The sequence below is a fragment of the Paraburkholderia guartelaensis genome, assembly GCF_004353905.1.
GTDB lineage: Bacteria > Pseudomonadota > Gammaproteobacteria > Burkholderiales > Burkholderiaceae > Paraburkholderia > Paraburkholderia guartelaensis.
In genome coordinates this window covers 51357-66059 of record NZ_SMOD01000031.1, presented here as the reverse complement: position 1 = coordinate 66059, position 14703 = coordinate 51357, and the positions used below count along the sequence as shown (strand labels likewise).

The following is a 14703-nucleotide window of genomic DNA, read 5'->3' as shown; positions in this document are numbered from 1 at the left end:
CAATTACTGCGAGTCACTGCGCGCATGCGTCGTGATCTGTACGAAATCGGCAACGATATGCCCTGCGCCATAACGGGCTTCCATCTGCTTCAACTGCTGCCCCACCGCCGCAAGGTAAGCGGAGCGAGACTCCGAAGCCGGACGCAGCCCATCGAACAGCGGCGCCGGCGTAATCAGCAAAACGATCATCTCCGTGCCGAACGGCTTGTCCACGAGCCAGTATCCCGAGCCTCCGACCGTCGCCGAAAAGCTGGGTGGCGCCTGGTTGTCGCGCTCGACGTTGCTGGGGACGAGATGCACGACGCTCCCGTCGAGCGCGAAATAATCCACGTTGACGTATGAGTCGTAATGCGGCGTGGTGATATCGACGATGAGCGGCATGCCCTGCGTCAGGTGAGCGTCGAGTGGCTGGGTATGGATCGACGCACCGCCGCCCGCCAGATGATTGGCGCGCCAATACGGCGCGAATGCGCTCACGACTTCGCAGTTGTGATTCTCCACCGCAGTCACATCGAGTTTCGCGGCCTGCCCGCCGGGCGTTTGGGCGAGCGCGTCATGAACGTGTGCCATGTTCTCGCCCGTATTGGCAAAGCCGCGCACCTGGACTACGTGCTCGGGCAGCGACGCCGCAAGCGCCGAGCACGGAATGTGCGCGAGCGTCGCGTTCAGCGCGGCGATCGACGCCGCGTCCGCCACCGGCGCGCTCGGTGCGGGAACCGCTGCAGCCGCAGTCGTGGCAGGCACGCTCGCGACAACCGCCGCTGGCGTTGCAGCAAGCACCGGGGAGGCCGGCGCCTCCGAGGCCGCCAGCGTCGCGCTAGCGGGCGCTATAGCCGACATGGAGGGCCTCGCACCCGTTTGCCCATGCCCGGAAAACACGCGATACCCGACCCATAAGCCTGCAGCGACGACGATCGCCCCCACGCCAATAGCGCCGGCCCGGGCGCCCGGGAACGCCGCCGCACGCGTGAGCACGCCCATGCCATCGAGAAACTGATTGACGCTCGCGGTGCGCGATGCGCGGTCAAACGAAAGCGCCGCGCTCAAGGTGCGCCATTGGCCGCGATCGAGACCTGGCGGCCGCTCCGCGCGCATCTTGTCGCTGCGTGCCTGCGTGGCCGATTTGCGGTTGAACGGATGCTTGCCCGTCAACAGTTCGTAGGTCACACAGGCGAGTGCATAGACATCGTCACGCGGATCAGGCTCGCGATGCTCGAACATCTCCGGGCTCGCATAGGCGGGCGTGATGCCGCCGAGCGTAGCGGGATCGAACACGGTGACGTCGGGATCTTCTTCGGGCCGCTGGAATACGCGCGCAATGCCGAAGTCGATCACTTTCACATCACCGCCATCGGTGAGAAAAACATTGGCTGGCTTGAAGTCGCAATGCACGAAGCCGCGCTCGTGCGCATACGCCAGTGCCTGCCCCATCCCGGCAATGATGGGCCGCGCCTTTTCGAATGGCATACCCGCGAAACCCGGCGCGCGCAGCAGCTTACTGAGCGGCTTGCCCGACAGATATTCCATCGTGAGGTAGACGAGCGGACCGTCGCGGTCGAAGTCGTACACCGTGACGATATTGCGGTGCGCGAGCGTCTGCGCCTTGCGGGCCTCGCGCTGCAGCGCGATCAGCGAAGTCGGCTGGCCGCGGAACTGCACGTTCAGCACCTTGATCGCGATATAAGGTTTGCGGTCCGAAGCTTCGAGCTTGCGCAAATCGAGCGCCTTGTAGACGGTGCCCATGCCGCCCACACCCAGACACTCTTCGAGCACGAAGCGACCGTTGAGCGTGTCGCCAATCCCCTTCACGTGTTCCGCGTCATCGCCCGCGGAGGCGGAACGCGCCGCGGCAATGGCTTCGTGAATGCGGGTGGAGTCGTCCACGGCCGCCGAGCTGTCCTCGCGATGTTCGATGCGGCGCAGAACCTCGGCATACACCGCATCGGGCAGCGGATGGACAGTTTGCGTTGCGTCCACCGCTTCGCGCAGGCGAGCGCAATTGGCCGCGTCGACCGCGAGCACGTGGTCGATCTCGGCGAAGAACGCCTCGCGTGAGAGCGCCCCGCTCTGGAATGTCTGGATCAGCTGCGCAAGGCTCATCATTCGTATGCCTTCAACTCAGCTTCAGGATGGCCGAGGCGCTTTGCGTCACACGTTCCCGGCGCACGATCGCGCCGCGTGTGGCTGCTGCCGCGATCCCCGTCGAGCCCGCTGCAACGTGGTCTCGTCATCTTTAAAGCATACAGAGTCGCCGCCGGATCTGCGCGCACCGTGATCTCAGCCGGCGCACGCGCTTGCAACCATGCAACAAGGTCTGATGAGAGATTAATCTGCGGCAACGCGCAGTGCAATCGGTGCCTGAACCAGGCTTTTCGCTCGCTCGTGTTGCCCTGAATCCAACGGCCTCGCCGCGCGCTGTTGGGCACGCCCCATCAGCGATTTCGCGCGCGAGCGCTGCCACCTGCCCTGCACCCGCCTGGCGGCTTGCCGCAAAGCCCCGTCACACAAGGCGCTGAGCGGTTCGCCACATAAACGCGAAGCCGCTGGCACAGCCTGTGCATTAAGAGGTGCGAGCCCGCAAGATACTGCAGCTCAATCGCCAACTACCCTGTACTGCCCTTCTGGAGAACTGTCATGAGCAAGCTGATGATCGCCGACCTGAGCGTCGCGCAAGAACTCGACCGCAGCGAAATGAGCGCCGTTCGCGGCGGTGGCGGCCTGAGCCTCTGGCCCGGCTACTACCCGGCGCCGTCGTTCAAGTACGACACGACGAACTTCAATGCCCAGCAGTTGATCGGCCAGACGAACACCATCGAAAACAACGTGGGCAACGACGTCGCCTTCGCGCAGAACATCCACGCGAAGGTCAACCCGGTGCAGACCGCCCACAACACGATCAACTTCTGATCGTCCCGGCGGCGGCGCGGCCGCACCCCGCGTTCATTCGCGTGCCGCGCCCGCCCGGGTTCATCCGCGCCATTCATCAGCAACTGGAGGCTTACCATGACTTCCCTCGTTATCCGCGAGCTGGCTCCGGGAACGGCACTCGACCGCCGCGCCATGACAGCCGTACGCGGCGGCGGCAGCAGCTCGTACGGTGGATATGGCTCGATTGCCAACATCACCGTCTCGCCGAACATCGTGCAGAACATCTCGCAGGTTCAGGTGGTCGACGTCGCCGCGCTCAACAACATCGGTTATATCGGCGCCGGCTTTGGGCCGCTGAACCTCAAGGTCAATCCCTCGCAATACGCGAACACCGGCGTGACGTTTTAGCCGCTGCCGCGAAGGGACACGCAGACGGCGCCGCGAGGCGCCGCCTGCTTGTTTACGTGCGCCGCGCGCCACCGCCTATACTCAAACGAAACCTATCAAGCGCAATCCGCTCTCGTGGAGCAGACCATGAGCATTATCGTCATCAAGGACCTTCCGGAAAGCGTGGAACTGGACAGGCAGGCAATGGCCGCGATCACGGGTGGCGCCCGCGCGGCCTCGCAGCGGACGCTACTCGTGCCGCGGCCGTTCATTGGCGTACGTGTGGAGATCGAAGGCTCACCCGCGCAGCGAGGGCCGGCAGCCTTCCCCGCGGCGCGGCCACGTCCGACGCTGCTGCGCTGAGTTCACGCGGCGCGCGCGGTCATAGCCGGTCGCGTGCTGGCAGGCGGAAATACGCACCACGTGCCATCGTCGTGACGGAAGAAGAAGATTGCAATCGTACGCGCGGGATGCACCGCCTCGACACAAACATAACGCAGCCGTTGCTCCTGTGTGCGGCTAAAACGCACCACACGGGCCGGCACACGCGCGTTGGGTGCGAGCCACTTGTCGACGAGGGTGCGCAGCGAAGTTTCGGCGGAATTCATGATGGTCTCCGAAGCAAGTGGCCAGACGTGTCGTATGGGTGTCGACTGGAAAAGGGCGTTCATGCCGCCTGCGCGGCGTACTCGTCGTGGCTGGCGTGGACGCGGCGGGCGCGAACCAGTGCGCGCATTACGCGCAAGCCGGCCAGCGGATGGACGATGCAGGTGCGGACCTGTTCGCTGCGGCCTTTGCCGTCCACGCACCAGGTGCAGAAGTGTTCGCAGTTGTTGCTGAGCAGGCGGTACTCGTCTTCGCCCAGACGCGAGCGCGCACGCGCCACGGCTTCGCGGCCCGTGAAGGCTGCGCACGGATGCGCGACGATGGCGACTTCGTAGCCGGCCGCGAAACGTTCGAGCGTGACCTCCTCGATCGGACCGCGATGCAGTGACACGCACAAGCCGGCGTAATGGACGACGCGCCCGCCACCGACATAGATACCGTGATGGCTGTAGCCCGCGCGACGCGACACGAGATGCGCGCCGAGCGGCGGTTCGTCTGCGTGCATCGTCGGTTGGAGATCGGGGCTCATGGCTGCATCCGTCTGGCTGGTTGCCGGCTTCCAGTGCTGCTCGACGGTTTGCCGGTTGCCAACTACCCTGCATCAGACATGCCAGGCGGCCGATCACGGTTCTATAAGGCGTAGCGGGAGAACGTGCGTGCTGGAGGCGCCCGTGTGTCGGCAACGCGCCAACTTGAGCGCTTCGTTTGTGTCGGCGCCGAACCATCAGTTCGCCGCCAAACCGGCTCGACGAGAAGGATCGCGCATGTGTCGGAGTGCTGATGACGACGGGCAGCCAACGTGTTGGCAATCGCGCGACCATTGCACCTCGAACCCAAGACGTGCGTGCACGCGCGGAACGCGCGCCGCGAGTGCGATGTCATAAGGGGCAAGCCTCACGGGGATATGGCGCGCGAGCGCCGCGAATCGCGGAAAAATGGCATGCTGCTTGCAAGGTATGGTCGGAACGCCGCGTGCCCGCGGCCATCATCTTGACGGAGACTTGTCATGACCTCGCTCGCCATTACCGACCTTCACCTGCAATGCGATCTCGACCGCAAGGCCATGTCGTTCATCCGGGGCGCCGGCGCGCCGTGGGTATTCGGCTGGATACAGCCGTACGAGCCTGCGCAGCCATCCCCGCTTGGGCCCGTCATCAATCTCTACCAGACCAACAACACGTTCTACGCGAATCAGGTCATCAATCAGTACCAGACGCTCGACGTTACCAATTCCGCGTCCAATTCGAACGTGACGGTAGGCGTGGGCCAGAACGGCAAGAATAACGGACTCGTCGCGTAGCCTATGGAGGCTCGATCGTGACAGGCGGAATGCAATGGAGATCGGCATCGCGCACGGACGTAGGCTGTGTGCGGGCGCTCAACGAGGATGCATGTCTCGATCAGCCCCAGCGGGGCTTGTGGGCAGTGGCCGACGGCATGGGCGGCCACACGGCGGGCGATCTTGCCAGCGGCATGATCGTGCGCGCGCTAGGAGCGCTTGCCGTGCCGAACGCGCTCACCAGTTTCTCGGCCACAGCGCGCGGCACGCTGCAGACGGTGAACCACCAGTTGCGCGAAGAAGCGGCGCGGCGCGGGGTTCGTATGATTGGCAGCACCGTTGCCGTGCTGATGGCGAAGGGGCGCGAATTTGCGTGGTTATGGGCGGGCGACAGCCGCATCTATCTGTACCGCGATGCGCAGCTCGAAGCGCTCACGACAGACCATAGTTACGTGGCGGAGTTGCAGGCGCAGGGGCATTTGAGCGCCGAAGCGGCGCGCCACCATCCATCGCAGCATTTGATAACACGGGCCGTCGGTGCGGCAGACTGGCTTGATCTGGACGAAGGCCGCATCGTCGTGCGCGACGGAGACCTTTTCTTGCTTTGCAGCGATGGGTTGAGTAATGAAGTGCAGGCGCCCGAGATGGTGCGGGCGCTCGAGGGTGGGGATTGCCAGCGTGCAGCTGATTTGCTGGTTGAGATGGCCTTGCAGGCTGGGGGGCGGGATAACATTACTGCTGTGGTTGTGAGGGTGGATGATCCGGGTGCGTCGGATCGGACGCTGGTTAATCCTGCTGTTGGGCGTTAGTTTTTGGCTTTTTTGCTTTTGGCTTTTTTGTTTTTTTGTTTTTGGCCTTTTCTTGTGTCGGTATGCAGGCGTTGCCCCTGTGCGGGGCAACGCCTGCATACCGACGCGAAAACAAGAAAAGGCCAAACCCGCAAGAACCACAACAAAAAGCCCCGCTGCGCCCCCAGCTCAGCTCAAGACCCCTTCTCATGATTCACCTTCTCGGCATGCCGAAAATCCTTAGAATGAATCCCATGCTTCTTAAGCAGCATCTGCAAGTGCGACCGATTCATATCACATCGCCTCGCAAGCTCCGCGACCGTGCCCCCGGTCTCCTGCAACCCACGCTCGAGAAATGCCCGCTCAGCTTCATCACTCGCAGCGCGTTTCGCATCGCTCAGTGACAGAGGCGCCCCAGCCGCCTCAGCCTCCACCACCCGCAAACCCAGCGCAGCGGGCTTAGGCCGAATATCATCGGGCAGATGCTCGATATCGGCCGTCTCCCCAGCAAGGCACGAAAGCCGATACACGAGATTACGCAGCTCGCGAATATTCCCCGGATAAGCATACGTAAGTAGAAAATCGCGCAACTTGGGCGTCAGCTTCATAGGCCGTCGCTTGAGCTGCGCAGCAGCTTCATCACCGAAATAGGCAATCAAAAGCGGAATCTCGTCGTTGCGTTCGCGCAGCGCTGGCAGCGTGACATGAATCACACTTAGCCGATAAAAGAGATCCTCGCGAAACTGACCCTGCGCGGCGAGCTCGCGCAAGTTGCGATTCGTCGCCGCAACGATACGCGTGTCGACCCCAATGGGCTCATCGGAGCCCACTCGCTGAATTTCGTGCGATTCGAGCACACGCAGCAGCTTCACCTGCCCCTGCAGCGGCAACTCACCGATCTCGTCCAGAAAGATCGTCCCCGTATGCGCACTTTCGAACTTCCCTTTGCGATCGCTCGACGCTCCCGTGAACGCCCCTCTGCGATGGCCGAACAGTTCCGATTCGAGCAGGTTTTCGGGTATCGCTCCGCAATTGACCGAGATATACGGGCGATCAGCGCGCGCGCCGTTCGCGTGGATCACCTTCGCCATCAACTCCTTGCCCGTGCCGCTCTCGCCGTCGATCAGCACGGGCAGGTCGGTGGGCGCCGCCTTTTCCGCAATCTCCAGCGCTGCGAGCAGCTTCGGGTTGTCGCCGAATATGCCTTCGAATATGAAGCTGCGCTCGATCAGCGCCTCGCGCCGCCGGTGCGCGGTGGTCGTGAGGGCGTCCGGCCTTGCCAGCGCATCGAGCGCTTCGGGCGCCTCGGCCGCCGCCTCGACGAAGCGCTCCTTGCGCGAGAGTTGCATGACTTCCTCGCGCAGCGCATTCGACTGGTTCAAGAGCTTTTCGATGTCGGTGCGTTCGAGCCGCGGCGCCCAGCGCAGCGTGGAGCGCAGGATCTCGATCTTCTCGAGCAGCCCGGCATACGAAACAACGGAGCTGCCGAATCCGTGCGGGTCGAAGAGTTTCATGACGCCCCCAGCTGCTTTTGCACGAGCTGGTAATACATGCCCTTGCGCTCGACGAGTTCTTCGTGCCGCCCCTGCTCCACGATCGCCCCTTCGTAGAGCACGAGGATCTTGTCCGCCCGCATGATGGTGCTTAACCGGTGCGCGATGATGAGCGCCGTGCGGCCCTGGAGGATGTCGTGCATGTTCGAGAGGATGTTACTTTCCGACTGCGTGTCGAGCGACGAGGTGGCCTCGTCGAACACGAGCAGGCGTGGGTCATGATAAAGCGCGCGCGCTATGCAAAGCCGCTGGATCTGCCCGCCCGAAAGGCCCATACCGCGCTCGCCCACTACCTGCTCGTAGCCGAGCGGCATCTTGCTGATGAACGCGTGCGCATCGGCCATGCGCGCCACTTCTTCCATGCGCCGCCAGTCCGGCGTTGCATCGCCGCACGCGATGTTCTCGGCGATCGTGCCGGAGAACACGAGGTTCGTCTGCATCACGTAGCCCACCTGTGCGCGAAAGTATGCGTGGTCGATCGCGCTCATGTCGTAGCCGTCCACGTTGATCTTGCCTTCGGTCGGCGCATAGAAGCCCACCAGCAGCTTCGCGAGCGTCGTCTTGCCTGAGCCGCTGCGCCCGACGATCGCCACCATCTGGCCGCGTGCTACCGAAAAGCTGATGTTCTCCAGCACATAAGGCGTCTCGTTGCCGCCATAGCGGAAATACACGCCATCGAATTCGATGTCGCCCTGCAAGTCCGGAAGCAGCACGCGCGACCCCAGGTCGGCGGGCTTCTGCTCGGGCTCGATGTCGAGCACATCGCCTAGCCGCTCCATCGCGACCGCTGCGTCGTTCATGAGGCTCCAAAGCCCAACGAGGCCCATGAGCGGCGCAAGCACGCTGCCCATGAAGGCATTGAACGCAATGAGCTGCCCAATGCTCAACTCCTGATCGAGCACGAGCGTGGCACCCGCCCAGAGAATCACGATCGTGGTCGCGGCATTGAGCAACTGGCTGCCGAGACCCACCAGAATATTGAACGCCTGCGCCCGATACTGCACTTCGAGTGACTTCGCGTACTTGCGCTCCCACTTCAGGCGCACCGCCCTTTCTATCCCCATGCCCTTCACGGTTTCGACGCCGCCAAGCGTCTCCATCAGCATCGAGCGCGCATCGGTAGACACGGCAAAGACATCGCGGGCATAGCGCTTGATGCGCGGCGTGGCAATGGCGGTGAGCGCCATGATGGGGATCACGAACGCGATCAGCAGCAGCGTCAGCTTCACGTTGTAGAGGAACATGATCGTGAAGTAGATGAAGATCATCAGCAGATTCAACGCCGTGGTCACTGTCGATTCGGTCAGAAACGCGCGTATCGTCTGGTTCTCCTGAAAGCGCGCGAAGATATCACCCGTTTTACGGCGTGCGAAAAACGAGAACGGCAGCGACATCGTGTGCTTGAAGAACTGCGACATCATCGCGAAGTCGAGACTGCGCACCATGAAATTCGACAGATGCGCGCGTATCGTCGTCATGAGCTGCGTAAACACATGAGAAATAATGAGCCCCACGATCAGGAGATGCAGCAGGCTCACGTTCTGGTGGACGATCACGCTGTCGAGAATGTTCTGGATGATGAGCGGCGGCACCACGCCCAGCATCTGGATCACGAAGGTCGCAAGAAACAGGTGAGCGAGTATTTTCCGGTATGGCAGGAGATAACCGATGAAGCGCACCCACGGCGAGCGCGTCGCCGCTTGCGCGCCCGTGGTCTCGACCGCGGTGAACAGCAGGCACGTGCCGTTCCAGCCGCGCTCGAACGCGTCGACGCTCAGCTTGCGAAAGCCGAGCGCCGGGTCGGCCACCCTCACCCATTGCTTCGACACGCCGTACACGACGATATAGTGGTAGCCCTCCCAGTGCGCGATGAAGGGAAGCTCGAACCCTTGCAGCGCTTCATATGTGCACTGCACGCCGCGCGTGGTGAAGCCGAGCGCCTCGCCGGTGCGCGCGAGACTGTCCAGCGTCGCGCCCTGCGTCGTCACGTTCGCGAGGTCGCGCAACTTGCCGAGCGTCATGGGAATGCCGTAATGCCGGCAAATCATGGCGAGGCACGCCGCGCCGCAATCCATCTCCTCGGCCTGCTCGACCAGCACGAAGCGCTTGACCACGCGTTCGCTGAATCCCGCGTCCGCGCCGCTGTCCACGGCAACGGGCCGGCTGCGGCGCTCGGCGAGCTTCTTCTGCCGCTGCAATTCGCGCTCGTTGAAGCGCACGCGCTCTTCCAGCACCTCCCGCAACTTCGGGTTGCGCTCCAGCATGAAATGCACGGTCTTCTCGGGAATCACCAGCAGCCGCACATCGGTCAGCGCCGTGACGCTCGCGGGCTGATCCTGGCGAAGCAGGCACGCGCGTTCGCCGAAAATCTCTCCCGCGCCGAGCTTCGCGATCTGATAGACGTTGCCATCTTCCTCGCGTGCAATACTGACCTCGCCCTGACGCACGACATAGAGGCGCATGTCACCGCCGGCACCCTGATGGATGATCTCCTTGCCCGCGCTCACGCGCTTGACGCCCACGCTCGACACATACTCTTCCAGCTCGGCGCGCGAAAGCTTGCCACGCAGGTCGAATAGCCGGGTGACGAACCCGCCCGCGGAGCTGATCGCGACATAGCTCGTCACGAACGACTGCGCGGCCGGATTCGCAGCCAGCAGCGGTTCGAGCGCCGCGCGCGGGATGCAAAGCACTTCGGTCTTCGCGGAAGCGCGCACCGACACTTCGTGCCAGTAATCGCGCAGCATGGCGATCTCGCCGAACACTTCGCGTTCCTTGCGCACGCCTAGACTCATTTCCTTGCCGCGCTCTTCGGCAATGAGCCGCACGGAGCCCGAGCGGATCACATAGAGTCCGGCTGCGGGCTCGCCGCGCTTGCAGAGCGTGTCGCCGAATGCGTAGCTGTGCATTTCGACCTGCGCGGCGAGACGGTCGAGCTCTTCGCGCGAAAAAAGCGAGAGCGGTTCGACCGATGCGAGAAAATCCACCAGCGACGGCGCGCTGGCAGGTAGGGGCGCCTGGGTGTCCATCTGCGTGGCTCTGCGCGCTCAGTGCGCGTCGATGATATGTTCTTGCGCGCGCTCCGCGAGCCACTCTTCGCGCAAGAGCCGCCGTACCTCGGCAGAAACGTCGGCTTCGAGCGACGCCGGATGCTTTGCCGTCACGCAGAAAATTTCGAAGAACGAACCGTCCGGCGCGGGAAACGGGCCCAGCAGGTCGCCAACCTGCGCATTGAACACCTTCGCCTCGATGTCCGTTTTCAACGACCCGCGCAACACCTTGCCGATCACGCCGCCGCGCTCGCTGGTATCGGCGATCGAATGCTCGCGCGCCATTTCGCCGAACGCCTGCGGCTCGTCCTCCAGAATCGACATGACCTCGCGCGCCTTGCCTTCCGAGTCCACCACGATGTGGCTCACTTCGATACTGTCGAATTTCGGCGAATTGAGCTTGAAATAGCTTTCGACCGCCTCGTCGTTGCAGATCTGGTTGAAGGTCTTCTCCTGATAGAGCGTGTCGGTAATGAAGCGTTCGAATTCATCGAGACTGATACCGAACACGTCCAGATAGCGATTCATGTCCGCCGCGCGGTGCAGCCCCCGCACACGGCGAAACTGGTCTGCACGTTGCTGGATTTCGTCGGGCTCCACCTTCACGCCCATCTTCTTCGCGGCGATGACCGTCAGCCGGTCGCGCACCTGCTGCTCGACCAGGCTCTCGAACTGCCCCGTGAGTTTCAGCACGCGGATGAAATCTTCCGTGCCGATCGCTTCATCGTCGATCCGTACAATTGTCGTCATTGCGTTCCCCTGATTTCCGATTCCTGAATTCCGAACTGATTAGTGTCTTCAGCCAGCGACCTGCCGGAACGGGTCCAGCGCGAAGTCGATCAGGCGCCGCTCGCGCACCACGATTTCGGCGGTTGCCGTCATGCCGTAGCGCAGCGGATACGTCGCGCCACCAATCGAAAAATGATCGCGCGCGAGACGCACGCGCCCCTCATAAACGGGCTCCTTCGTCTGCGCCTGGGGTTTCGTGGTCGGCGAAATATATTCGAGCGTGCCGTCCACCACGCCATAGCGCTGATATGGAAACGCGTTGAATTTCAGCTTGACGGGCAAGCCCTCATGCAGGAACGCGCGGTCCTGCTCCGCAATCGCCACCTTCACGACAGGGCGCGCATTGGCGGGCGCAATGCCTCCGAGCGGCGTGTTCGCCTGGATCTTGTCGCCGGGCTGCGTCGTCGTCACGTCCGTAATCACGCCCGAGACCGGCGCGAGCACGAGCAGGAAGTTGTCCTTGTCGATGTTCTCGAAGCGGATACGCGCCGCCGCGTCGGCGGCAAGGCGCGCGGTTTGCACCTGCAGGCGCAGCTTGTCCTCGGTATTGGCGATTTCGCGCTCTGTCGCGTCGTATTCGATGCGCAGCGACGTAAGCTGCCCGGCGCTGCCTTCGAGCTGCGCCTTCGCCTGCGCGAAGTCGTGGCTCGTTTGCGCCTGCAATTCGGTGAGCCGCGCCTGCGCGATCCGGTAGTTGTTATCCGCCTGCAGGAACGCGCTGCGCTTTTCCTCGACCTGGCTTTGCGAGACCCCGCCGCCGCCCGGCAGCGCGAACAGACGCTCGTACTTGTCCTGGTCTTCCTTCGCGAGGTCTCGCACGTGGCGCGCGTTGTCGATATTGCCGCGCGCTTCGTCGAGCTGGGCGTTCTCGGACTGCTGGAGCTTGCTCGTGCCTTCTGCCACGCGCGTCTCATGCATATGTGCTTCAACGTCCATCTGCGCCTTGAGCGCCTCGGCCTTGCGCTCCATGAGCGCCTTCTTCTCGGGGAACTCCTTCCAGTCGCGCTCGGCGTCGTCGAGCTTCAGGCGCGCGTCGAGCGCGTTGGTCGCCGCCTGGATCGCACCGCGCGCATTGATACGGCCAATGACGTCGTCCTTCTCCACGGGCTGACCTTCGGCGATGTAGATATCCACGAGTTCCCCATCCACCGGCGCGTAGATGCGACGCACTTCGGATTCCGGAGCCAGCGCCCCCGGCGCGCTCACGATGACGTCTGCGCGTCCGACGAACGACCACAGGAGGGCGCACACCACGAGCGCAACCATCGTGATGATCGTGGCTTCGATGAGGCGCCACGGGCGCGCGGTGAGGATCGCCACGCCCTCCTCGCTGTGGTCGCCCAGCGCCTCGCCAAGCGGCCGCGGCGGCTCCGGCGCCGCATGCCCCCCAAGCAAGCCGATCGCCTTGCGCAAGCGCTCAATGAGCTGGCGCGGATTCACCATGCCCTCCCGCTAGCGCAAGCTTTTCGAGCGCGTCCGCATGGGCTGCGAACGGTGGCGTGACGAAGTGAGCGGCGGCCAGGCGGTCGTGCACGGCCTGCACATGGCCCGCGTGCGCCTCGCTGTCGATCTGTTCGTACTGGTCGACGTCGGCGCGCACAGCATCGAGCCCGGCGAGGCGCGGATAGCGCTGCGCATAGTCGCTCAGCATCGCGGTCAGCGCGTCGAAGCGGTCGGTCGCGAGCGCACTGTCGATTGCCTGCTGGATGCGCTCGAGCGCGGCGACATACACGGAGTCGTCGCTCTGCAGCTTGCGCAAGTGGCTGAGCGAATCCGCGTACACGGCGGCAAACGCCGGCACATAGGCCGAAATCCGGTCGAATGCACGTTGATGCTCGCCGGGGTCGTCGTTCCAGCGGCTCGTCAGCGCATGGATCGGGGCTTCGTCGTGATAGAGACGAATCGGCGCCTGCGAACCGCCCCGTCCCTGCACGAACGATTGCAGCGCGCCGATCCAGTCGATGTTTTCCACGAGCGGCGCGGCGTCCGGATTGTGGCGCGCGAGCGTACGCATGTCTTCCACGATGGCGCGCGCACGGTCGAACGCACGCGCGTTGATCGCGGCGACCCAGTCGGGCACGTCCGCCTTGATGAGCGCTTCCGTCCCCATCGCGCGCCACGTGCTGTCGTTCGGGTGGCGCGCGAGATATTGATCGGCCATGTGCGCCGCGCTTTCGAACTGGCCGCTCGTGAGCAACGCCCGCATGTCGCGCTGCGGCGCGCCCTGGAAATACGTGAGGGCAACGAGCGCGACGATCACGGCAATCCCGCCACCGCCCCACCGCACGAAAGCGCGCATGTTGATCTTGCCGCTGCCGCCCAGCGCTTCGCTCAGTTCGCTCAGGAAGACCTCGATCTTGCCGCGCCGGCGTCGCGTGTCATGGCCCGGTTCCGGCGCGGGTTGCGGCGCATCGGGGTTGATTTCGTCTTCCTGCGCGGGCGCGGGCGGCGTGCAGAAAATGTCGAGAAACGAATGCGCGCTGCCGATGAAGGTCGTGCGGTCGGCGTCTTCGGCAAGCACCGACGCGCGGCGCTCGCGCGTCGCGGTCACGGTGGCATCGCTTCCACTCGTGCTCTCGAGGCCGACCCGGTAAACGAAATGCTCGCCGCCAAAGGCGATCCGCTGGCCGTCTTCGAGCTTGACCGCGTGATCGTCGAGCCGCTGTCCGTCGAGGAACGTGCCGTTGGTGCTGCCGAGGTCTTCGACATACATCGCATCGTCTTCGGCATAGATATGCGCATGACGCCGCGACAAATAATTCACCTGATGCGGATACGCGTCGTGATACTGCGAGAACGTCTCGTCGGCCTTGCTGACCAGGAACGGAAAACTCGTGACGACGATCTGCTGCAAACCGAGATCGTCGCGCACCGGCGTGAGCGTCACCACGATCGCCCGCGCGGGCGCGCGCACCGTACGGGGCGCGAAGCTCACGCGAAACGCGAGCGCGCCGCCGAAACTGAGTTCGTCGCCGTCTTTGAGAACGTGGGGCTTCTGGGTCACTTCGATGCCATTGACCGCAGTGCCGTTCTTGCTGCCCAGGTCGGCGACGTAGGCCGCCGCGCCCTCGCGGAAAATGCGCGCGTGACGGCGCGAGACATCGACCACGACGTCGGGCTTCGCCTCGGCAAAAGGCGGCTGTGTCCGCCCGACTGCGAAAAGATCCTTGTCGATGCGGATCTCGCCCAGCTCCGCATGCGATATCGGCCGCAGCACGATATCGAACGTCCGGTCGAGCGATGTCTGGCTCTCGGCAATGGAAGCGGCGTCAGGCACCATGATTCCGCCAGCGATCAGCAGTTGTCAGCCAGGCCGCGCGTGGCGCAAGCGCCGCGTGCGCACTGACTCTCCGTGTGAAGCCGCGCGCCTTGCACACGGCGAT

The 14703-nt window shown here is 63.6% G+C and carries 13 protein-coding genes; 5 read left to right on the top strand and 8 right to left on the bottom strand.

The window, feature by feature from the left end; all coding sequences use genetic code 11:
• Positions 1 to 3: 3 nt before the first annotated feature.
• Positions 4 to 2103: a serine/threonine protein kinase gene (locus tag E1N52_RS31220; RefSeq protein ID WP_133187128.1), complete on the bottom strand. Its 2100-nt coding sequence runs from the start codon at positions 2101 to 2103 to the stop codon at positions 4 to 6.
• A gap of 531 nt (positions 2104 to 2634) precedes the next feature.
• Here E1N52_RS31220 and E1N52_RS31215 point away from each other — a divergent pair.
• The 3 genes from E1N52_RS31215 to E1N52_RS31205 all read left to right on the top strand — a co-directional run bounded on the left by E1N52_RS31215 (position 2635) and on the right by E1N52_RS31205 (position 3618).
• The gene (locus E1N52_RS31215; protein ID WP_165979478.1) at positions 2635 to 2907 is read left to right on the top strand and encodes a hypothetical protein; all 273 of its coding nucleotides are present in this window, start codon (positions 2635 to 2637) and stop codon (positions 2905 to 2907) included.
• Between the two features lie 96 nt (positions 2908 to 3003).
• The gene (locus E1N52_RS31210) at positions 3004 to 3276 is read left to right on the top strand and encodes a hypothetical protein (RefSeq protein ID WP_133187126.1); all 273 of its coding nucleotides are present in this window, start codon (positions 3004 to 3006) and stop codon (positions 3274 to 3276) included.
• Positions 3277 to 3402: 126 nt separating this feature from the next.
• On the top strand, positions 3403 to 3618 hold the full coding sequence (locus E1N52_RS31205) for a hypothetical protein (RefSeq protein ID WP_133187124.1): 216 nt from the start codon (positions 3403 to 3405) through the stop codon (positions 3616 to 3618).
• Positions 3619 to 3620: 2 nt separating this feature from the next.
• Here E1N52_RS31205 and E1N52_RS31200 read toward each other — a convergent pair whose 3' ends face one another.
• Entirely contained in the window at positions 3621 to 3863 is a 243-nt protein-coding gene (locus tag E1N52_RS31200) for a hypothetical protein (protein ID WP_028204751.1), read from the bottom strand.
• 59 nt (positions 3864 to 3922) lie between these two features.
• Positions 3923 to 4390, bottom strand: coding sequence for a lecithin retinol acyltransferase family protein (locus tag E1N52_RS31195; RefSeq protein ID WP_133187122.1), 468 nt, complete (start codon positions 4388 to 4390; stop codon positions 3923 to 3925).
• A 477-nt stretch (positions 4391 to 4867) separates the two neighbouring features.
• Between E1N52_RS31195 and E1N52_RS31190 the strand changes: the two genes are divergently transcribed.
• Both E1N52_RS31190 and E1N52_RS31185 read left to right on the top strand, forming a co-directional pair.
• Positions 4868 to 5161, top strand: coding sequence for a hypothetical protein (locus E1N52_RS31190; protein WP_133187120.1), 294 nt, complete (start codon positions 4868 to 4870; stop codon positions 5159 to 5161).
• A gap of 29 nt (positions 5162 to 5190) precedes the next feature.
• Complete coding sequence (locus E1N52_RS31185; protein WP_133187118.1) at positions 5191 to 5949, top strand: PP2C family protein-serine/threonine phosphatase; 759 nt, start codon at positions 5191 to 5193, stop codon at positions 5947 to 5949.
• A gap of 173 nt (positions 5950 to 6122) precedes the next feature.
• On the opposite strand, the gene E1N52_RS31180 is transcribed toward E1N52_RS31185, so the two are convergent.
• Genes E1N52_RS31180 through E1N52_RS31160 form a run of 5 tightly spaced genes read right to left on the bottom strand, consistent with a single transcriptional unit; the run spans position 6123 to position 14600 of the window.
• Positions 6123 to 7442: a sigma-54 interaction domain-containing protein gene (locus E1N52_RS31180; RefSeq protein ID WP_133187116.1), complete on the bottom strand. Its 1320-nt coding sequence runs from the start codon at positions 7440 to 7442 to the stop codon at positions 6123 to 6125.
• Positions 7439 to 10510, bottom strand: coding sequence for a peptidase domain-containing ABC transporter (locus E1N52_RS31175; protein ID WP_133187114.1), 3072 nt, complete (start codon positions 10508 to 10510; stop codon positions 7439 to 7441). The genes E1N52_RS31180 and E1N52_RS31175 overlap by 4 nt, the downstream gene beginning before the upstream one ends.
• 18 nt (positions 10511 to 10528) lie before the next feature.
• Positions 10529 to 11281, bottom strand: coding sequence for a peptidylprolyl isomerase (locus tag E1N52_RS31170; RefSeq protein ID WP_133187112.1), 753 nt, complete (start codon positions 11279 to 11281; stop codon positions 10529 to 10531).
• 48 nt (positions 11282 to 11329) lie between these two features.
• Complete coding sequence (locus tag E1N52_RS31165) at positions 11330 to 12763, bottom strand: beta-barrel domain-containing protein (protein WP_133187110.1); 1434 nt, start codon at positions 12761 to 12763, stop codon at positions 11330 to 11332.
• Positions 12738 to 14600 carry an FHA domain-containing protein gene (locus E1N52_RS31160; protein WP_133187108.1) on the bottom strand — a complete coding sequence of 621 codons (1863 nt, stop codon included), beginning with the start codon at positions 14598 to 14600 and terminating at the stop codon, positions 12738 to 12740. The genes E1N52_RS31165 and E1N52_RS31160 overlap by 26 nt, the downstream gene beginning before the upstream one ends.
• Positions 14601 to 14703: the final 103 nt, after the last annotated feature.